Genomic DNA, 19,132 nt, shown 5'->3' on the forward strand with positions numbered 1-19,132 from the left:
CCGGGAACTTTCATGAGGGGACCCCTCCGGACAAATTTTGTCTGGAGGGGTCCCCTCATGAAACCGCCAGGGGAGCTAGGGACCGCAGGTGTCCTCGGTGGGCATCGGCTTGTTGATGTCGTACTGGGCGGCCTCGTCGGTGGTCGGCTCGGGACCCGCGGGCCGGGTCGATTCGCTGTAAAGCGGGGCCAGGTACCCGGTCTTCGCCGGGCCGCACGCCATCGAGAAGGTGCTGCCCGAGCCCGCGCCCAGCGCGAGTCCCACCGAGCGCTTGGCGAACTCGGAGGCGTCGCGCAGGACGTAGTCCAGGTCCAGGCGGTGGAACGCCACGATCTCACCGGGCCCGGAGAGCCTTTCCGGGTTGTCGGTGTGGAACGCGTAGGCGGTGACGAAGGCCGCGTGCACGACCAGCTCGCCTTTCTGGTCACCGGGGCGCACGGTCAGCTTGCCGTTGATCTTCGGCCCGGCCGGGAGCAGGCGGAAACCGTCGGCGATGTGCGTGACGTAATACCCGGCTTCGTTCTTGTCCGGTTTCGCGAGTAGCTGCCGCAGGTGGTCCCGCTCGTCCGGGGAGAGCAGCGCCAGGTAGGACGCGGTGTCGTGACCTTCCAAGGTCCGGCGGTCCAGATGACCGAGGTTGATCACCTGCTTGACCTTCGCGATCGCGTCCCCGACCTGCTGCGCGGTGAAGCTCCCGACCGGGGTGGCCGCGGGCGTCTCCAGCGCGTCCGCGCTGTCCGCCCACTGCACGGCCGGGGTGTTCGCGAACGGTTTGGCCAGGTCGACCTTGGCGAACTGGGCGAGGGTGGTCGGCGCGGCCGGTGGGGCAGCGGCGTCGCTCGCGTTCTGCGGCTTCGGGCCCAGCCAGTACCAGCCCGCGCCCGCGGCGGCCAGGACGACCAGTCCGAGGAACGTCCACAGCACGCGCCGTTTGTAGTTCGGCCGCCGGTACCGCCTGGCCTCGGTCCAGGCTTCCTTCTCGGCGTGCTTCCGCCATTCCGGGTCCAGCAGATCCGGGTGGTTCTCGATGCTGCGGTCGTCCACGGACCGTTCCTTCCCCCAGGTTCGACAACTTCTCATCGCCGACCCCGGGGGATCGTTACTCCTCGGCGAGTTCGATCTGGTAGCGCAACTCCTGGTCATCGGTCGGTTCCAGGACGAGTTCGGCCACCGCGCCCGCCGCGCGCAGATCGGCCGCGACGGACTCCACGGCGGCGACCCGTTCGGCGGGCCCGTGCACGCGGACCACGGCGACCGGGGCCCGCATCGAGCGCTTCGCGTCCGATTTGGCCCGCCGGATCGCGCCGATCGCGGCACTGGCGATCCCGAGCAACTCGGCGTCCGCCCCGAGGCCGCCGGGCTCCGGCCACGCGCTGGTGTGCACGGAGTCGTCGTGCCACCACGACCACGCCTCCTCGGTGCTGAACGCCAGGAACGGCGCCAGCAGCCGCAGCAGCGCGGACAGCGCGGTGCGCAGCGCGAGCCGGGCCGATTCGGTGGCCGCACCGGCGCCTCCCCCGTAGGCGCGCTGCTTGACCAGTTCGAGGTAGTCGTCGCAGAACAGCCAGAAGAACCGCTCGGTGCGCTCCAGCGCGGTGGTGTATTCGAAGGCTTCTAGTGCCTCGGTCGCCTGGCGGATCACGTCGTCGAGCGCGGCCAGCATCGCGCGGTCGAGTGCCTCGGTGACCGCGGCGCCCGCCGCGGGCGCGCCGAAGCCGAGCACGAACTTGGCGGCGTTGAGCAGTTTCGTGGCCAGCCTGCGGCCGATCTTCATCTGCCCTTGGTCGAACGCGGTGTCCGTGCCCGGCCGCCCGCAGGCGGCCCAGTACCGGACCGCGTCCGAGCCGAACTGCTCGAGCAGCGCCATCGGCGTCACGACGTTGCCCTTGGACTTGCTCATCTTCTTGCGGTCCGGATCCAGGATCCAGCCGGAGATCGCGGCATGCCGCCAGGGCAGGCGGCCACCGTCCAGTTCGGACCGCAGCACCGCGTAGAACAGCCAGGTGCGGATGATGTCGTGCGCCTGCGGCCGCAGATCCATCGGGAACGTCCGCGCGTACCGCTCGGGGTCCTCCGCCCAGCCGCACACGATCTGCGGGGACAGCGAGGAGGTCGCCCAGGTGTCCATCACGTCCGGGTCCCCGAGGAAGCCACCCGGTTCGCCCCGCTGGTCCGCGGTGTAGCCGGGCGGGGTGTCCGAGGACGGATCGACCGGCAACGCGTCCTCGTCCGGGAGGATCGGGTTGCCGTAGTCCGGCTCACCGCTGGAGTCCAGCGGGTACCAGACCGGGAACGGGACCCCGAAGAACCGCTGGCGGCTGATCAGCCAGTCGGTGTTGAGCCCGCGCACCCAGTCGTCGTAGCGGGCCTTCATGTAGGCCGGGTGCCAGTCGAGTTCGGCGCCGCGCGCCAGCAGCACGTCCTGGTGCGCGAGCGAGCGGATGAACCACTGGCGGCTGGAGACGATCTCCAGCGGTTTGTCGCCCTTCTCGTAGAACTTCACCGGGCGCACGGTCTTGCGCGGTTCACCGTCCAGGTCACCGGATTCGCGCAGCAGGGCGACCACCCGTTCCCGGGCGGTGTGCACGGTCGCCCCGGCGAGTTCGGCATAGGCCTTGCGCCCCTCGGGACGGTCCAGGCCCGCGGGCGGATCGGGCAGGATCCGCCCGTCCCGGCCGATGATCGTGCGGGTGGGCAGGTCGAGTTCGCGCCACCACTGCACGTCGGTCGTGTCGCCGAAGGTGCAGCACATCGCGATGCCCGCACCGCGTTCGCGTTCGGCGGCCGGATGCGCGAGCACCGGGATCTCGACGCCGAACAGCGGCGAGGTCACGGTCGCGCCGAACAGCGGCTGGTACCGCTCGTCGTCCGGATGCGCGATCAGGGCGACGCAGGCGGGCAGCAGCTCGGGCCGGGTCGTCTCGATGAACACCCGCTGCTCGCCGTGGTGGAAGGCGATCCGGTGCCACGCCCCGGCGTGCTCGCGGTCCTCCAGTTCGGCCTGCGCGACCGCGGTCCGGAAGCCGACGTCCCACAGCGTCGGCGCCTCGGCCTGGTAGGCCTCACCACCGCGCAGCAGGCGCAGGAACGAACGCTGCGCGACGCGCTGGGCGCGCGGGCCGATCGTGGTGTAGATCGTCGACCAGTCCACCGAGAGCCCGAGCCGGCGCCACACCGCCTCGAACGCCTGCTCGTCCTCGGCGGTCAGCCGCTGGCACAGCTCGACGAAGTTGCGGCGGGAGACGGCCACGACCGGGCGGGCGCCCTTCTTGACCACCGGCTCCGGCGGCTGGAAGTCCGGGTCGTAGGGCAGCGACGGTTCGCAGCGCACGCCGTAGTAGTTCTGCACCCGCCGCTCGGTGGGCAGGCCGTTGTCGTCCCACCCCATCGGGTAGAAGACGCGTTTGCCGCGCATCCGCTGGAAGCGGGCGACGACATCGGTGTGCGTGAAGGAGAAGACGTGGCCCACGTGCAGGGAGCCGCTCACCGTCAACGGCGGGGTGTCGATCGAGAACACCGCGGCCCGGTCTTCGGGGGCGTCGAACCGGTATACGCCGTTCTCGTCCCAGCGCGCGGCCCAGCGGGACTCCAGACCGTCCAGGGACGGCCGCTCTGGCACGTTCGGCGAAATCTCCGGCATCCGCACAGTATGGCGAGGAGGGAACGTGCCTGCAGGTCATTTCCCGGCGGTTCGTAGACTTACTCGCTGTGACGGAGAACGCCCCTGCTCAGCAGACCGACCTGCCCACCGCCTGGACCCCGGCCGAAGAAGAGGCCCCGCTGTACCAGCGCTGGGTAGACGCCGGGTACTTCACCGCGGACGCGGACTCGGGGAAGCCTCCGTTCACGATCGTACTTCCGCCGCCGAACGTCACCGGCAGCCTGCACATGGGCCACGCGCTCAACCACACCCTGATGGACGCGCTGACCCGCCGCCGCCGGATGCAGGGCTACGAGGTGCTCTGGCTGCCCGGGATGGACCACGCGGGCATCGCCACCCAGAACGTCGTCGAGCGCCAGCTCGCCGGGGAGGGCCGCTCCCGGCACGACCTGGGCCGGGAGAAGTTCGTCGAGCGGGTCTGGGAGTGGAAGGCCGAGTACGGCGGCAAGATCCTCGACCAGATGCGCCGCCTCGGCGACGGCGTCGACTGGTCGCGCGAGCGGTTCACCATGGACGAGAACCTGTCCCGCGCGGTGCAGACGATGTTCAAGCGGCTCTACGACAACGAGCTGATCTACCGCGCCGAGCGGATCATCAACTGGTGCCCGCGCTGCCACACCGCGCTGTCGGACATCGAGGTCGAGCACGCCGAGGACGAGGGCGAGCTGGTCTCGATCCGCTACGGCGACGGGGAGAACGCGATCGTCGTCGCCACCACCCGCGCCGAGACGATGCTCGGGGACACCGGGGTCGCGGTGCACCCGGACGACGAGCGCTACCGGCACCTGGTCGGCACCGAGGTCGAACTGCCGCTGACCGGCCGCCGGATCCCGATCGTGGCCGACGAGCACGTGGACCCCGAGTTCGGCACCGGCGCGGTGAAGGTGACCCCGGCGCACGACCCGAACGACTTCGAGATCGGCAAGCGGCACGACCTGCCGATGCTGACGATCATGGACGAGCGCGGGGTGGTCACCGCGCACGGCCCGTTCGAGGGCCTCGACCGGTTCGAGGCGCGGCCGGCGGTCGTCGCCGCGCTGCGCGAGCAGGGCCGGATCGTCGCGGAGAAGCGCCCCTACCTGCACGCGGTCGGGCACTGCTCGCGCTGCGACACGGTCGTCGAACCGCGGCTCTCACTGCAGTGGTGGGTCAAGGTCGAGCCGCTCGCCCGCGCCGCCGGGGACGCGGTGCGCGACGGCCGGACCCAGATCCACCCGCCGGAGCTGGCGAAGCGCTACTTCGACTGGGTCGACAACATGCACGACTGGACGATCTCGCGCCAGCTGTGGTGGGGGCACCGGATCCCGGTCTGGTACGGCCCGGACGGCGAGATGGTGTGCGTGGGCCCGGACGAGCAGCCGCCCTCGGGGGGCGGCTGGCGCCAGGACCCGGACGTGCTGGACACCTGGTTCTCCTCGGGCCTGTGGCCGTTCTCCACCATGGGGTGGCCGGAGTCCACAAAGGACCTGGCGAAGTTCTACCCGACCAGCGTGCTGTCCACCGGCTACGACATCCTCTTCTTCTGGGTCGCCCGGATGATGATGCTGGGCCTGGCGGCGATGGACGGCGCGCAGCCGTTCGACCACGTGTACCTGCACGGGCTGATCCGGGACGCGAGCGGCAAGAAGATGTCCAAGTCGCGCGGCAACGTGATCGACCCGCTGGACTGGATGAACACCTACGGCACCGACGCGACCCGGTTCACCCTGGCGCGCGGCGCGAACCCGGGCGCGGACATGGCGCTGGCCGAGGAATGGGCGGCCGGTTCCCGGAACTTCTGCACGAAGCTGTGGAACGCCACGCGGTTCGCGCTGATGAACGGCGCCACCGTGGCGACCCCGGTGCCCGCTTCGGCCGAGTTGACCGAGGCGGATCGCTGGATCCTCGGCCGCTTGGAGGCCGTGGTGTCCGAAGTGGACGGATTGTTCGAGGACTTCCAGTTCGGCAAGGCCACCAACGCGCTCTACCACTTCACCTGGGACGAGCTGTGCGACTGGTACCTGGAACTGGCCAAGGTCCAGCTCTCCGGTGACCGCGCGGAAGCCACGCGCGCGGTGCTGGGCCACGTCCTGGACACCGTCCTGCGCCTCCTGCACCCGGTGATCCCGTTCGTCACCGAGAAGCTGTGGACCGCGCTCACCTCCGGCGAATCGATCGTCATCGCCCCCTGGCCGGCCCCCGCCGCGCAGCCCTACGCCGATCCGGTCGCCAACGCCCGCATCGCGGACGTGCAGAAACTGGTGACCGAGATCCGCCGCTTCCGCTCCGACCAGGGCCTCAAGCCCGCCCAGCGGGTGTCGGCGCGGCTGTCCGGCACCGGTTTCGACGACGTCTCCGGCCACCGCGCGGCGATCCGCGCCCTGGTGCGCCTCACCGATCCGGCCGACACCTTCACCCCGAGCGCTTCGGTCGAGGTGGCCCTGTCCGCCGGCCCGGCCGTGGTCGAACTCGACCTCTCGGGCGCGGTGGACGTGGCCGCCGAACGCAAGCGGCTGCAGAAGGACCTCGCCGCGGCGGAGAAGGAACTCAAGCAGACCGAAGGGAAACTCGGCAACCAGTCCTTTGTGGACAAGGCGCCCGCCGAGGTCGTCGCGAAGATCAAGACCCGCCGGGAGACCGCGGCGGCGGACATCGAGCGCATCACCGCCCGGCTGGCCGCCCTCCCGCCCGCGTAAGAGTCGTGAGTGTTCCGGCCGGTTCTAACCGGCCGGAACACTCACGACCCCCAGCACCCGGTTCCCTCAACCCGCGGTGAGGTGCCGGTAGGTCACGCTCGCCACGCCCGCCATCCCGGCGCGCCGCGGGTGGTACGCGGCGGCGGCGAAGAGGTCGGTGTCCTTGCCCTGGATCCACGCGGCGCCGTCCGGTGCGCACGCGTCGTGCCCGAGCGAGGCGGGGTACATGTCCACAAAGGACGCCGAGCCGTCGGTCTCGGCGGCGCCCGCGACGGCGCCGTTGAGGGCCTCCTCGACGCTGTTCATCCAGGCGTAGTCGCCGTCGGCGAACGGCAGGATGTCCGGGCAGGTCCCGCTGGGCGGGCCGATCCGCGGGTAACCGATGGCCAGGACCTCCGCCTGCGGAGAGCGTGCGTGGATGCCGCGCAGGACGCCGGTGATGTTCCGCTGGATGTCCGGGACCTTCGCTTTCACGGTGTCCACTCCGTTCACCGTGAAATGGGCCTGGCAGGGGGCGCCGGTGGGGTCGCTTTCACGCAATCGCGAACACGTGTCGACCAGGCTGGCGAATACGCCGTAGTCGTTGCCGCCGATGCCGAGGGTGACCAGATCGGTGTCCGCGCGCAGCGCGCTGAACTGCGGCGGGTTGGTGCCGAGGAACACGCTCTGGGGTTCGGTCATGTGCGAGGTGTCCGCGCCGCCGCAGCTGATATCGGTGAACGACTTGACCTTGAGCTGGCGCGCGAGCAGGGAGGGGTAGTTGTTGGTGGATTTTCCGCAGCCGAGCGGGAAAAGCTTCGGCCACGGAATGAACGGGCCCGAGGTGTAGGAATCGCCGAGGGCGACATATCGGGTGTACGCGGGGGTGGCCGTGGCCGCCGCCGCGGTGAGGGACGAGGCCGCCATGGTGAACACGATGACGGCGACGGTGAGCAGGCTCCGTCGACTGCGCATGGGACAACCCCCCGCTCCGGTTAGGACTCACTCCAGTCCTAACCGGCTACCGGCGGGTCGGCTGCCTCCGATCGGGTGGGAATGGCGAGGTTCACCCGTGCCGGTACAAAAGCAGATAACGCCAGTACAACAATGGCCGCACGGTTCGGCCGGGCAGCAGTTCGGCGGATTGACGCCGGATTTGGGACATGGACATATCCCAGTCCTTGATGGGGGCCTGAACGCCCGGTTCGAGGCCGCCGTTGAGCTTTTCGCCCGCGGCGACGATGCCGCGCGCCACCAGGTTCATCGGCGGGCCCAGCAACGCCCATTTCGTCCAGTCCAGCGCCGACCGCGGCTTGCCCAGGCCGAGCACGGCCAGCACTCCGCCGGGACGCAGCGCCTCGCGCAGCGTGGTGACCGTCTCGAACGGCATGTGGTGGAGCGAGGCGAGGCAGGATATGAAGTCGTACCGCTGGGCGGGCAGCCCGTTCTCGGTGATGTCCCGCTGGTGGTAGGTCACCTTGCCGGGGCCCGGCGAGCCGAGCGCGCGGGCGGCTTCGATCACCTCGCCCGCGGGGTCGACGCCGTCGACGGTGAGTCCGGTCGCGGCGAGCCGCCGGGCGAACTTGCCGGTGCCGCAGCCGACGTCCAGCGCGGTGACCGCGTCGGCCGGCACCTGCCGCAGCAGCAGCGGGTGGTAGCAGTCGTTGTGGTTGAACGGCACCCGGCCAGGCTACGCACTCAGCGGCCTGGGTGTCGGCGGCCCAGGAAGTTCAGCACGATCAGGCTCAGCACCACCTCGTCTCCCGCGTTGCGCAGCTCGGCCCGGGTGCGCACCAGCCCGCGGTCGGGGCGCGACCGGGACGGGGTGGCGTCCAGCACGGTCGCGCGCAGGCGCAGGGTGTCACCGGGCCGGACCGGGCGCGGCCACCTGAGCTCGTCCACACCGGGACCGCCGAGGCTGGCGGCGGGGGACAGGTAGTGGTCGGCGAACAGCCGCATCATCAGGCTCGCGGTGTGCCAGCCGCTGGCCACCAGGCCGCCGAACGGGCCGTGCGCCGCCGCCTCGGGGTCGACGTGGAACGGCTGCGGGTCGAACCGGCGGGCGAATTCGATGATTTCGGCTTCGGACACGGTGACGCTGCCACATTCGTGCACCGAACCCGGCAGGTAGTCCTCGAAGAACCGATCGGAAGGCATGCGTGAGGCTGGCACAGAAAAGCTTCGGTCCGGATCGAAGTAAATTGGCGGGCATGGCGGCCGATGTGGATCTGGCGGCGGTGGCGCGGGCGATCGCCGAACCGGCGCGCGCGGCCATGGTGCTCGAGCTCATGGACGGGCGGGCGCACAGCGCGCGGGAGCTGGCGGCGATCGCCGAGGTGGCGCCGTCGACGGCCAGTTCCCATCTGCGCCGGCTGTGCGATGCCGGGCTGGTGTCGGTCGCGGTCAGCGGTCGCCGCCGCCTGCACCGGCTGGCCGGGGCGGAAGTGGCCACCGCGGTCGAGGCGCTCGCGGCGGTGGCGGCGCCCCGGTTGCCCGCTTCGCTGCAGTCCGGCGGTCCGCTGCTGACGGCCCGCGTCTGCTACGGCCACCTCGCCGGGCGGCTCGGGGTGGCCCTGGCACGGCGGCTCACCGAGGACGGGGTCGTGCCCGAACTGGCGCCGGGGGAGACCGCCGAGGTCCGCACGTTCGACCATCCGGTGCTGGCGGCGCTCGGCGTCACCGCGCTCCCGCCGGTCCCCGCGCCGCCGGTGCGGGCCTGCTTGGACTGGTCGCAGGGCGTGCCGCATCTGGCCGGTGCGCTGGGCCGCGCCCTGCTGACCGCGTGCCTGGACGCGCGGTGGCTCCGGCGCCGGGAGACCGGCCGGGCGCTGCGCGTCACCCGCGCGGGGTTCCGCGAGTTCACGTCCGTGGACCTCACCTGGTGAGGGGTTTCCGGGCCGGACGTAGACTCGATGGGTCCGTGAACGGCCGAGTTGGGAGTCCGAGTGCCGCGAGGTGAGGCTGGCGCCTCAGGGGAAGAGTCATCGCTGTCCGAAGGGGTCGACGAGGAGTTTCCGGCGGAACTCTCCAGCGGCGACAACTTCGTGGCGGGGCCGCTGGCCGACGACCCCGCGGAGGTCGAGAAGGTCGACCACGAGGAGATCGAACGGCAGGCGCGCCGCGAGCTGGTCGAGGTCGAGGCCGAACTGAACCAGCGGTGGCCGGAGACCAAGATCGCGCCCTCGCTGTCCCGGATCACCGCGCTGCTCAACGTGCTCGGCGACCCGCAGTGCACCTACCCCGTGCTGCACGTGGCGGGCACCAACGGCAAGAGCTCCACCGCCCGGATGATCGACGCGCTGCTCACCCGGATGGGCCTGCGCACCGGCCGCTTCACCAGCCCGCACCTGCAGCTGGTCACCGAGCGCATCGCCCTGGACGACGCCCCGATCGCCGCCTCGAAGTACGTCGACGTCTACCGCGACATCGCGCCCTATGTGTCCATGGTGGACAGTGCGGGCGGGCCGGACGACCCGGCGATGAGCAAGTTCGAGGTGCTCACCGGGATGGCGTTCGCCGCGTTCGCGGACGCGCCGGTCGAGGCCGCCGTGCTCGAGGTCGGCATGGGCGGGAGCTGGGACGCCACCAACGTCGCCGACGCCCAGGTCGCCGCGATCGCGCCGATCGGCATCGACCACGTCGAGTACCTCGGCGACGACATCACCGGGATCGCCCGCGAGAAGGCCGGGGTGATCAAACCGGGCAGCGTCGCCGTGCTCGCCGAGCAGGAACCCGACGTGCTGCGCGTGCTGCTCGAACGGGCCGTCGAGGTGGACGCCACGGTGGCCCGGGCGGGCAGCGAGTTCGCGGTGCTGTCCCGGGAGGTCGCCGTCGGCGGGCAGTTGCTGACGCTGCAGGGGCTCGGCGGGGTGTACGACGAGATCTTCCTGCCACTGCACGGCGCCCACCAGGCGGGCAACGCCGCGCTCGCGCTGGCCGCGGTCGAGGCGTTCTTCGGGGCGGGCAAGGATCGGCAGCTGGTGGTCGAGGCGGTCCGGGAGGCGTTCGCCGAGGTGCTGACGCCTGGCCGGATGGAGCGGGTCCGGTCGGCTCCGGCGGTGTTCTTGGACGCCGCGCACAACCCGCACGGGGCCCGCGCCCTGGCGACCGCGGTGAGCGACGAGTTCGCGTTCCGCCGCCTGGTCGCGGTGGTCGGGGTGATGGCGGACAAGGACGCCCGGGGCATCCTGGACGCCCTGGAACCGGTGGTTTCGGACATCGTCGTCACCCGGAACTCCTCGCCCCGCGCGATGCCGGTGGAGGAGCTGAACGAGCTGGCGATCTCGGTGTTCGGCGAGGAACGGGTCTACGCCGAACCGGGCCTGGACGCGGCCGTGGAGACCGCGGTCGGCCTCGCCGAGGCCGGGGACGACCCGGAGGAACCGCTGGCCGGGGGCGGGATCCTGATCACCGGCTCGGTCGTCACCGCGGGCGACGCCCGCACGCTGTTCGGCAAGGAGCCCGCATGACAGAGCAGGAAGGCGCGGTCCGGCCACCGGCGAAGGACCCGCTGAAGTCCTTCCGCGGCGTGATGGCCGGGGCGCTGATCATGGAAGCCATCACGGTCGCCCTCGCGTTGCCGGTGATCGCGAAACTCGGCGGCGGGATCGGCACCGGCAAGGGCTGGGCGGTCATCGCCATCGCGGTGGCGCTGGTGCTGTGCTGCGGGGTGCTCAAACGCCCCTGGTCGGCCCCGGTGGTGCTGGCGCTGCAACTCGGCTTGATCGCGTTCTTCTTCGCGCTGCCCGCGGTGGCGGTGATCGGTTTCGTCTTCCTCGCCATCTGGCTGTGGTTGCTGTGGCTGCGCAAGGACGTCGCGAAACGCATGGCCGAAGGCCGCCTGCCCAGCCAGCAGCAACCGGCGGAGTAACCGCTACTCGGGTGGGGTGAGGCGGAGGACCGGGTTCACCGGTGCGGTTCCGTCGAACGGTTCCGCCAGGTGAGTACTGGCCAATGTGGACAGATCATCGAAGGTCGACTCGATCAGCGCGGTGTACGGTTCGCTGCGCGGCCAGGGGCCTTCGTCCTGCTCGGGGAACCAGCCGGCCAGTTCCCGCGGGATCTCGTAGCGGGCCGCGCGGGCCTTGTACAGCGGGGAGCGGGCCCGCGCCTGGCGGACGAGTTCGCGGTATTCGCGCAATGCGAGCCGCATCCGGATCCAGCGGTAGCGGTCGGTCTGCGTGAAGCCGTCCGCTTCCACCTCGTCGCTGCTCCCGGTGAACCGCTCCTTCAGCTCCTCGCCCGCCTTGTGCCCGCGCAACGCCAGCCGGGCGATGACTTCCGGGGGCATGAACAGGTTCATCCCGCCCTCGTCGGGGCCCTGCCGCACGCTGGCGATCCGGCCGCGGAACCCGGGCAACGCGGACTGCATGGTGTCCCGCCAGCCGAGGAACGTGTCCAGGATCCGGCTCACGAAAGCGGTCGCCGTGCCGCCCAGTTTCGCCCACGGTTCGGCCGGGTTCGCGTCGTCCTGCTTGGGCAGATGCACCTCCTCGTCCGGAGAAACCTTCTGGCCCTGGGAATCCAGGTTGAGCCCGAAGGTCGGCCACCGCGGCAGCAGGGAATCGAAGAAGTGGATCGGGAAGTTGCTGCTGATCCCGCCGTCGGAGAACCAGTGCATCCGGCCCTGGCGGCACAGCGGCACCGGGCAGATCAGCCCGGGCAGCGGCAGGCTCATCCGGGCGGCCAGCACGATCGGCACGTCCCACGGCTCGGGCAGCCAGTACAGCGTGATCCGGGGATGGCGCGGGCAGCGGATCGAGGTGCTCCCGGCGGCTTTCAGCTGCTCGATGATGTGGTCCGGCACGATCCCCTCGAGGCACGACTCGCAGAACTGCCAGCGTTCCTCTTCGCGCGTGGAATCCAGGAACGGCAACCGGAACGGGCGTCCGGCGGAGATGTCGGTGGTCATCAGCGCGAGGTTGATCACCCGTTTCCCGCTGTGCCGGGCGAGTTCCCGAAGTTCTGCCTCGGACGCGGTGCGCGGCGCGTCGGGGCCCAGCCACAGATCGCCGAACGTCAGCGAGCGGCCTTCCTCGGCGACCCCGGCCAGCTCGTCGATCCGGTCGGCGAGCCAGGTGGCCAGGGGCGGCACCCCGGTGGATTTCGGCACGCCCGCCCGCCGGTCCGTGCGGTTCGCCTTGCACTGCTGGGCGCCGGGGACCACCCCGAACCGGAACCGGTCCGTTTCGGCGAGCAGCGGCCAGCACGTCCGGCCGTAGATCAACGCGAATCCGGCGACCGCGGCGAAACTGAAGACGAACCAGCCGAGCGTGATCGCGGCGCAGGACGCGATCCAGGCCTCCGCCACCGCTTCGTGCGCACCGCGCACACCCCACAGCACCAGCCCGGCGACCCCGATCACCAGCGGGAGCAGCACCGCGAGCACGCCCCATTTCAGGCGGCTCGCGATCAACCGGACCAGCCAGCCCCCGGCGAGCGCGGCGAGGACGGCGAAGGCGATCGCGACCGGCCAGCCCACGGGATTCCAGCGGTCGGGCGGTACCAGCAGCACCTGCCCGAACGGACCGGCCAGCCAGACCGCGAACAGCAGCGTCAGCAACAGCACCGAAACCGCGCCCACCGCGGTCAGCAGCGCCGCGAACAGGGCGCCGAACCGGCCCCGGCCGGTCGTCTTCGGATCCTGCATCATCGCCATGACCAGCCGGAACGCCCAGCGGAGTTCGGGATTCGGCTGGAACAGCTGCGCCATCCGCCACCGCGCCCGCCCGGTGCCGGAGATCATCCAGTCGACCAGGCCCGCGAGCCCGGCGAAGCCGGGTCGGACCGAACCCTCCGGAACCGACTCGGGTTGCGCGGCGAACCGGCCGTACTCCGCCGCGGCGGTCACCGAAGCGGCGATCGCTCCCGCCGAGGCGCCGCCCACCGACCGGAACACGTAGTGCTGCGCGAGCGAGCACACCGCGAGCGGGTAGATCACGCCGCTGGTGGTGCCGCCGCGCATGGTCAGATCGCACGAGCTGTCGGCGTATTCGCGGTAGCGGTCGAAATCCTCGTCCGCGTGGCGGTCGGCCTGTTCGGGCGACCAGCGCAGCCAGTCACCCCCGGGGCGGCCGGTGTAGCGCGCCGGATCGTCCAGGTGCAGGTCCTTGACTTCGGCGATGGGATCGGTGTCCGCCATCTTCGACCTTCCGGTGACCGGATGATGCCGCCCGAATTCTTCCACTCCACCTCGGCACACTCACCGGGCGTTATCGATCGGTGACTACCGGGATTCCGGTTCGGGCGATCCCCCGTTACCCGGGGAAACCGCAGTTCACCGGGTGGCCAACCGCAGTTGGCCCACCGGTCCTCGTGGCGGGATAGGACTGCCCCATGCCCGAACCGACCACCCACCACCGCCGGACGCTGCTCAAAGCGGGTGCCGCCGGGGGCGCGGCGCTCGCCGCCGGCCTGCTCGGCGCACCCTTCGCCGGAGCCGCACCGGCCCTGGTGCGCCCGAACCGGCCCGCGCTCACCCACGGCGTGCAGTCCGGCGATGTCACCACCGACTCGGCGATCGTCTGGACCCGCGCCGACCGGCCGTCCCGGATGCTCGTGGAAATCGCCCGCGACCCGTCGTTCCGGCACGCCCGCTCGCTGCGCGGACCGCTGCTCACCCCGGACACCGGCGGAACCGGGAAACTCCGGATCCCCGGCCTGCCGCCCGGCACCGAGGTGCACTACCGGGTCACCGCCGCGGACCTCGACGGCCGGGTCACCAGCGAACCGCTGACCGGGACGTTCCGCACCGCGCCGATCGGGCGGCGCGACGTGCGCCTGCTGTGGTCCGGCGATGTCGCCGGGCAGAACTGGGGCATCAACCCCGACCGCGGCGGGATGACGATCTACGCCGCGATGGCCGCGCGGCGGCCGGATCTCTTCCTGCACAGCGGGGACACGGTGTACGCCGACGGCCCGCTGACCGAGACGGTGAAACTGCCGGACGGCCGGATCTGGCGCAACCTCGTCACACCGGAGAAGTCGAAGGTCGCCGAGACGCTCGACGAGTACCGCGGTCAGTTCGCGTACAACCTGCTCGACGAGAACGTGCGCCGGTTCGCCGCGGCGGTGCCGAGTTACGTGCAGTGGGACGACCACGAGGTGGTCAACAACTGGTACCCGGGGGAGATCCTGAACGATCGGCCCGAATACACCGAGAAACGGGTCGACGTGCTCGCGCCCCGGGCCTTCCGGGCCTTCCACGAATGGCATCCGATCGACGCGCGGGCCGCGGTCGACGGGCGGGTGTACCGGAGTTTCCGGTACGGCAGCCGGGTCGAGGTGTTCGTGCTGGACATGCGCAGCTACAAGGACGCCAACACCGCAGACCAGACCGCGCCGGGGCGCATCCTCGGCGAAAAGCAGGCGGCCTGGCTCGTGCGCGCGCTGGACCGCAGCACGGCGACCTGGAAGATCGTGCAGGCGGACCTGCCGATCGGGCTCGTGGTGCCGGACGGTTCGGGTATCGAGGGCGTCGCCAACGGGCTGCCCGGGGAGCCCGGCGGGCGGGAGTCGGAACTGGCCTGGGTGCTGCGCGAAATCGCCCGTCGCCGGGTGCGGAACGTGGTGTGGGTGACCGCGGACGTGCACTACACCGCCGCGCACCACTACTCGCCGGACCGCGCGGTCGTCGGCGATTTCGATCCGTTCTGGGAATTCGTTTCCGGACCGCTCAACGCGGGCGCCTTCGGGCCGAACAAGCTCGACCCGACGTTCGGTCCGGAGGCGGTGTTCGTGCACGCCCCACCGGCCGCGAACACCTCACCCTGGGACGGTTACCAGCATTTCGGGGAGTTGAACGTGCACGGCGCGAGCGGTGAACTGACCGTCGACCTGCGCGACGCGACCGGCGCCTCGCTGTGGTCGAAGACCCTGACGCCGGAACGCCGATGACCCGGACGTTAGGCTTCGGCGCACTAGCACGAGTTCAATGAAGGAGAAACACCGTCGTGAGTGAACGCACGCTGGTTCTGGTGAAGCCCGATGGCGTCAAGCGGGGCCTGGTCGGCGAGGTCATCTCGCGGATCGAACGCAAGGGGCTGACGCTGGCCGCGCTGGAGCTGCGCACCGTCGAGCGTTCGGTGGCCGAGGAGCACTACGCCGAGCACAAGGACAAGCCGTTCTTCGGTGACCTGCTGGAGTTCATCACCTCCGGGCCGGTCGTGGCGCTCGCCGTCGAGGGGCCGCGGGCGATCACCGCGTTCCGCCAGCTGGCCGGGGGCACCGACCCGGTGGAGAAGGCCACCCCGGGCACGCTGCGCGGGGACTTCGCGCTGGAGACCCAGTTCAACCTGGTGCACGGTTCGGACTCGGCGGAGTCCGCCGAGCGCGAACTGGCCCTCTGGTTCCCGAAGCTCTAGTTCCGACTGCCCCGAACGGCGTCCCGAGGGCGTCGTTCGGGGCAACTCGCTCGATTCTTCAGCGACCCCGCGCGTGTGCGGGGCGATTTTTGTCGGTCCCATGCGGCAGGCTTGTCCTCGGTCACCATTGACGACAACCGCTTGGGGGTTCCACCGATGAGAGCATCCGGATTGCGCCGCCGCGTATTCGGTCTGGCCGCCGCGCTCGCGCTGCTGGCCGGGTCCGGGGTCGCCGCGGCGGACACGGCCGGGTCCGGGCTGCGCTGGACGGGCGCCTGGGCCGCCTCGCCGCAGCAGGCGAATCCGCCGATCTTCGAACCGGACTGGTCGCAGGCCGGGTTCGCCGACCAGTCGGTGCGGCAGATCGTGCGGCTGAGCACGGGCGGCCCCACCGTCCGCATCCGGCTGTCCAACGCGTACGGCAAGGCGCCGCTGCGGCTCGCGGGCGCCACGGTCGCCCGCGCCGGAACGGGAGCCGCGGTCCAGCCCGGTTCGGTGCGGCACCTCACCTTCGGCCACCAGCGGGCGGCGGAAATCCCGGCCGGTGGCGAACTGGCCAGCGATCCGGCGCTGCTGTGGACCGCGCCGCTGGAGCGGCTCGCCGTGACGCTGTACTTCGCCGAGCCCACCGGTCCGGCGACCTACCACTGGTTCGCGAGCGCGACCAGCTACCGGGCCGCCGGTGACCACCGCGCCGATCCCGAGGCCACGGCGTTCACCGAGACCACGCGTTCCTGGTACTACCTCGCCGGGGTCGACGTCGGCGGGGTGCTGCCCCAGGACGCGGTGGTGGCCTTCGGCGACTCGATCACCGACGGGGCCGGGTCCACAGTGGACGCGGACAACCGCTACCCGGACGACCTCGCCGAGCGGCTCGCGGCCGCCGGTCGCCCGCGGGGCGTGCTGAACGAGGGCATCGGCGGCAACCGGGTGCTCAACGATTCCCCGTGCTTCGGCGAGCGGGCCACCAAGCGGTTCCAGCGCGACGCGCTCGACCAGCCGGGGGTGCGCACGGTGATCGTGCTCGAGGGCATCAACGACATCGGCGCCAGCGACCGCGGGGAGTTCGAATGCTTCACCCCGCGGCCCGAGGTCACCGCGGCGCAGCTGATCGCCGGTCACCGGGAGCTGATCGCCCAGGCGCGGAGCCGCGGCCTCAAGGTGATCGGCGCGACCCTGCTGCCGTACAAGGGCGCGATGTACTACTCGGAGCGCGGTGAGGCCGTGCGGGACGAGGTGAACTCCTGGATCCGCACCAGCGGTGAGTACGACGCCGTGGTGGACCTCGACCGGGCGACCGCCGATCCGGCCGATCCGGACACGTTGCGGCCCGCCTACGACAGCGGCGACCACCTGCACCCGAACGACGCCGGTTACCACGCGATGGCCGAGGCATTCGACCTGTCCGCGCTGTAGCAGCGTCCCCCAGGCCGCCATTCCGGTAACCGAAGTCCACACTGAGTTTTTGTCGGCGCGCGGCTTTGCGCCGTGCTCGTGGGGGCCCGGGTGTGGACCTCGCCTACCGAAACGGGGAACTCGGTGTGCCGAAACGGGGGACTCGCACGTCCGGAACGGGGAACTCGCGCCAGCGGTCCCCCGTTTCCGCGAGTTCCCCGTTCTGGCCGCGTGTTCCCCGTTTCGGTAGCCCGAGTTCTCCGTTCCGGAACCTGAACGTGCGATTCGCGGTCCCGAACGTGCAATTCGCGTGCCTGAGTGTGTAACTCGCGTGCCCGAGTGTGTGATTCGCGGGCTGGAACGGGGAACTCGTGGCGGTCCGCTAGTTCCGCTTACCTCGCCGGTCCGGTTTGGCGGGCGCGTTCGCGCAGGAGGTAGCGCTGGACCTTGCCGCTCGGCGTCTTCGGCAGTTCGGTGACGAAATGCACCTGGCGCGGATAGGCGTGCGCGGCGAGCCGGGTCTTGACCAGCTTCTGCAACTCGGCGACCAGCGGCTCGCCCGGCTCGACGCCCGTCCGGGCGACCACGTAGGCCACGACCACCTCGCCGCGCAGCTCGTCCGGAACCCCGATGACGGCGGCCTCGGCGACCGAAGGGTGGTGCAGCAGCGCGCTTTCCACCTCGAAGGGGCCGATCCGGTAGCCCGCCATCAGGATCACGTCGTCGTCGCGGGAACCGAAGGTGAGGTAGCCGTCGGCGTCCTTGGCCGCGACATCGCCGGTGTAGTACCAGCGCCGGTCGGGGCTGAACCGCTCGGCACTGCGCTCGGGGGCGTTCTGGTATCCGGTGAACGGCATCAGCGGGCTGCGCGCGGTGTCCACGGCCACCCGGCCGACCTCACCGGGTTCGGCGATCACGTCGGCTTCGGCGCGCAGGACCTCGACCCGCCAGCCCGGCAGGGGCTGACCCATCGAACCGGGTTTGAGGTCCGCGATGAGATCCGGGTGCCACGCGTTGGCCACGGTCATCCCGGTCTCGGTCTGCCCGTAGTGATCCCGCACGGGCAGCCCGAGGGCGGCCCGCGCCCAGGTGAGCACGTCCGGGGTGAGCGGTTCGCCCGCGGCGGAGCAGTGCCGCAGCCGCAGGTCGCCGGGCACCGGCGTCTCGGCGTTGCGCAGCGCCCGGTAGACGGTCGGTCCGGCGGCGAAGTTGGTGACGCCGAACCGCGACAGCACCCGCCAGGTCAGCTCGGGCGCGAATCCCGCGTGCAGCAGCAGGCTGCGCCGGCCCAAGGCCAGCGGGCCGAGGATCGCGTAGTACAGGCCGTAGGCCCAGCCCGGATCGGCGGCGTTCCAGAACACGTCGGCCTCGGTGTGGTCCAGCGCGAACTCCTGGTATGCGTGGATCCCGGCGAGGCCGCGCAGCGGCACCGGGACGCCCTTCGGCGTGCCGGTGGTGCCCGAGGTGAACAGTTCGATCAGGGTCCCGTCGCCGCCGACCGCGACCGGATCCGGCACCGGACGGTCCTCGGCGAGCAGGGCGTGGAAGGACAGATCCCCGCCGGTCGCCTCGCCGGTGGTGACGATCGTCCAGCCGGGGTCGGCGGGAATGTCCTCGCCGGGAGCCAGTTTCCCGCGCTGCGCGGCGTCCACGATGACGGCCCTGGTGTTGTTGCCGGTGATGCGCAGGGCGATGGCCGGGGGAGCGAACGCGGTGAACAGCGGCACCTGGACCGCGCCCAGCCGCCAGATGGCCAGCAGCGCGATCACCAGTTCGGCGGATTTGCCCATCAGGGTCGCCACCCGGTCGCCCGCCGACACGCCCCGCGCGGCCAGTGCGGCGGCGAACCGGCCCGATGCCTCGTCCAGTTCGCCGTAGGTCAGGTCCCGGCTGGTCAAGTCCGCTTCGATCATGGTGAACGCCACCGCGTCCGCCGGGTGCCGGCGGCACAGCAGCCCGAGGGCGTCGGCGTCGGGGGCGGCATAGGTGTGCAGCAGGTCCACTGCGGACTGCTCCGGTGTGGTCATGGCTTGCTCCGGCGAAGTCGTGGGCGGCAACGC

At 71.1% G+C, this 19,132-nt stretch carries 14 protein-coding genes; 7 read left to right on the top strand and 7 right to left on the bottom strand.

Going from position 1 to position 19,132, the window contains the following annotated elements:
- Positions 1-75: 75 nt before the first annotated feature.
- Both FXO23_RS03630 and valS read right to left on the bottom strand, forming a co-directional pair.
- Positions 76-1,044: a hypothetical protein gene (locus FXO23_RS03630; RefSeq protein ID WP_158880699.1), complete on the bottom strand. Its 969-nt coding sequence runs from the start codon at positions 1,042-1,044 to the stop codon at positions 76-78.
- A gap of 55 nt (positions 1,045-1,099) precedes the next feature.
- Positions 1,100-3,640 (bottom strand): valine--tRNA ligase, encoded by a 2,541-nt coding sequence (valS, locus tag FXO23_RS03635; protein WP_158880701.1) that lies wholly within the window; start codon positions 3,638-3,640, stop codon positions 1,100-1,102.
- 68 nt (positions 3,641-3,708) lie between these two features.
- On the opposite strand from valS, the gene FXO23_RS03640 reads away from it, so the two are divergent.
- Positions 3,709-6,336, top strand: a complete 2,628-nt coding sequence (locus FXO23_RS03640; protein ID WP_158880703.1) for a valine--tRNA ligase — start codon at positions 3,709-3,711, stop codon at positions 6,334-6,336.
- 66 nt (positions 6,337-6,402) lie between these two features.
- Here the strand turns inward: FXO23_RS03640 and FXO23_RS03645 are convergent, their stop codons facing one another.
- The 3 genes from FXO23_RS03645 to FXO23_RS03655 all read right to left on the bottom strand — a co-directional run bounded on the left by FXO23_RS03645 (position 6,403) and on the right by FXO23_RS03655 (position 8,472).
- Positions 6,403-7,290 (bottom strand): SGNH/GDSL hydrolase family protein, encoded by an 888-nt coding sequence (locus FXO23_RS03645; protein ID WP_158880705.1) that lies wholly within the window; start codon positions 7,288-7,290, stop codon positions 6,403-6,405.
- A 91-nt stretch (positions 7,291-7,381) separates the two neighbouring features.
- Complete coding sequence (locus FXO23_RS03650) at positions 7,382-7,996, bottom strand: class I SAM-dependent methyltransferase (RefSeq protein WP_158880707.1); 615 nt, start codon at positions 7,994-7,996, stop codon at positions 7,382-7,384.
- 17 nt (positions 7,997-8,013) lie between these two features.
- Positions 8,014-8,472 (bottom strand): MaoC family dehydratase, encoded by a 459-nt coding sequence (locus tag FXO23_RS03655; RefSeq protein WP_158880709.1) that lies wholly within the window; start codon positions 8,470-8,472, stop codon positions 8,014-8,016.
- 53 nt (positions 8,473-8,525) lie between these two features.
- Between FXO23_RS03655 and FXO23_RS03660 the strand changes: the two genes are divergently transcribed.
- From FXO23_RS03660 to FXO23_RS03670, 3 genes are all read left to right on the top strand, one after another.
- Positions 8,526-9,200: an ArsR/SmtB family transcription factor gene (locus FXO23_RS03660; RefSeq protein ID WP_158880711.1), complete on the top strand. Its 675-nt coding sequence runs from the start codon at positions 8,526-8,528 to the stop codon at positions 9,198-9,200.
- 102 nt (positions 9,201-9,302) lie between these two features.
- Entirely contained in the window at positions 9,303-10,784 is a 1,482-nt protein-coding gene (folC, locus tag FXO23_RS03665; RefSeq protein ID WP_158880906.1) for a bifunctional tetrahydrofolate synthase/dihydrofolate synthase, read from the top strand.
- The gene (locus tag FXO23_RS03670; protein ID WP_158880713.1) at positions 10,781-11,185 is read left to right on the top strand and encodes a DUF4233 domain-containing protein; all 405 of its coding nucleotides are present in this window, start codon (positions 10,781-10,783) and stop codon (positions 11,183-11,185) included. The genes folC and FXO23_RS03670 overlap by 4 nt, the downstream gene beginning before the upstream one ends.
- 3 nt (positions 11,186-11,188) lie before the next feature.
- On the opposite strand, the gene FXO23_RS03675 is transcribed toward FXO23_RS03670, so the two are convergent.
- Positions 11,189-13,456, bottom strand: coding sequence for a patatin-like phospholipase domain-containing protein (locus FXO23_RS03675; protein ID WP_158880715.1), 2,268 nt, complete (start codon positions 13,454-13,456; stop codon positions 11,189-11,191).
- Between the two features lie 194 nt (positions 13,457-13,650).
- Here FXO23_RS03675 and FXO23_RS03680 point away from each other — a divergent pair, with 194 nt between their 5' ends.
- The 3 genes from FXO23_RS03680 (at position 13,651) to FXO23_RS03690 (ending at position 17,093) form a co-directional block, all read left to right on the top strand.
- Complete coding sequence (locus FXO23_RS03680; RefSeq protein ID WP_158880717.1) at positions 13,651-15,210, top strand: alkaline phosphatase D family protein; 1,560 nt, start codon at positions 13,651-13,653, stop codon at positions 15,208-15,210.
- A gap of 56 nt (positions 15,211-15,266) precedes the next feature.
- Positions 15,267-15,677, top strand: coding sequence for a nucleoside-diphosphate kinase (gene ndk, locus FXO23_RS03685; RefSeq protein ID WP_158880719.1), 411 nt, complete (start codon positions 15,267-15,269; stop codon positions 15,675-15,677).
- Positions 15,678-15,833: 156 nt separating this feature from the next.
- Positions 15,834-17,093, top strand: coding sequence for an SGNH/GDSL hydrolase family protein (locus tag FXO23_RS03690; RefSeq protein WP_158880721.1), 1,260 nt, complete (start codon positions 15,834-15,836; stop codon positions 17,091-17,093).
- A gap of 371 nt (positions 17,094-17,464) precedes the next feature.
- Here the strand turns inward: FXO23_RS03690 and FXO23_RS03695 are convergent, their stop codons facing one another.
- A complete protein-coding gene (locus FXO23_RS03695; RefSeq protein ID WP_158880723.1) occupies positions 17,465-19,099 on the bottom strand; it encodes an AMP-binding protein in 1,635 nt (544 codons plus the stop codon).
- Between the last annotated feature and the right edge of the window lie 33 nt (positions 19,100-19,132).

This window comes from Amycolatopsis anabasis, from assembly GCF_009765355.1.
Classification (GTDB): domain Bacteria; phylum Actinomycetota; class Actinomycetes; order Mycobacteriales; family Pseudonocardiaceae; genus Amycolatopsis; species Amycolatopsis anabasis.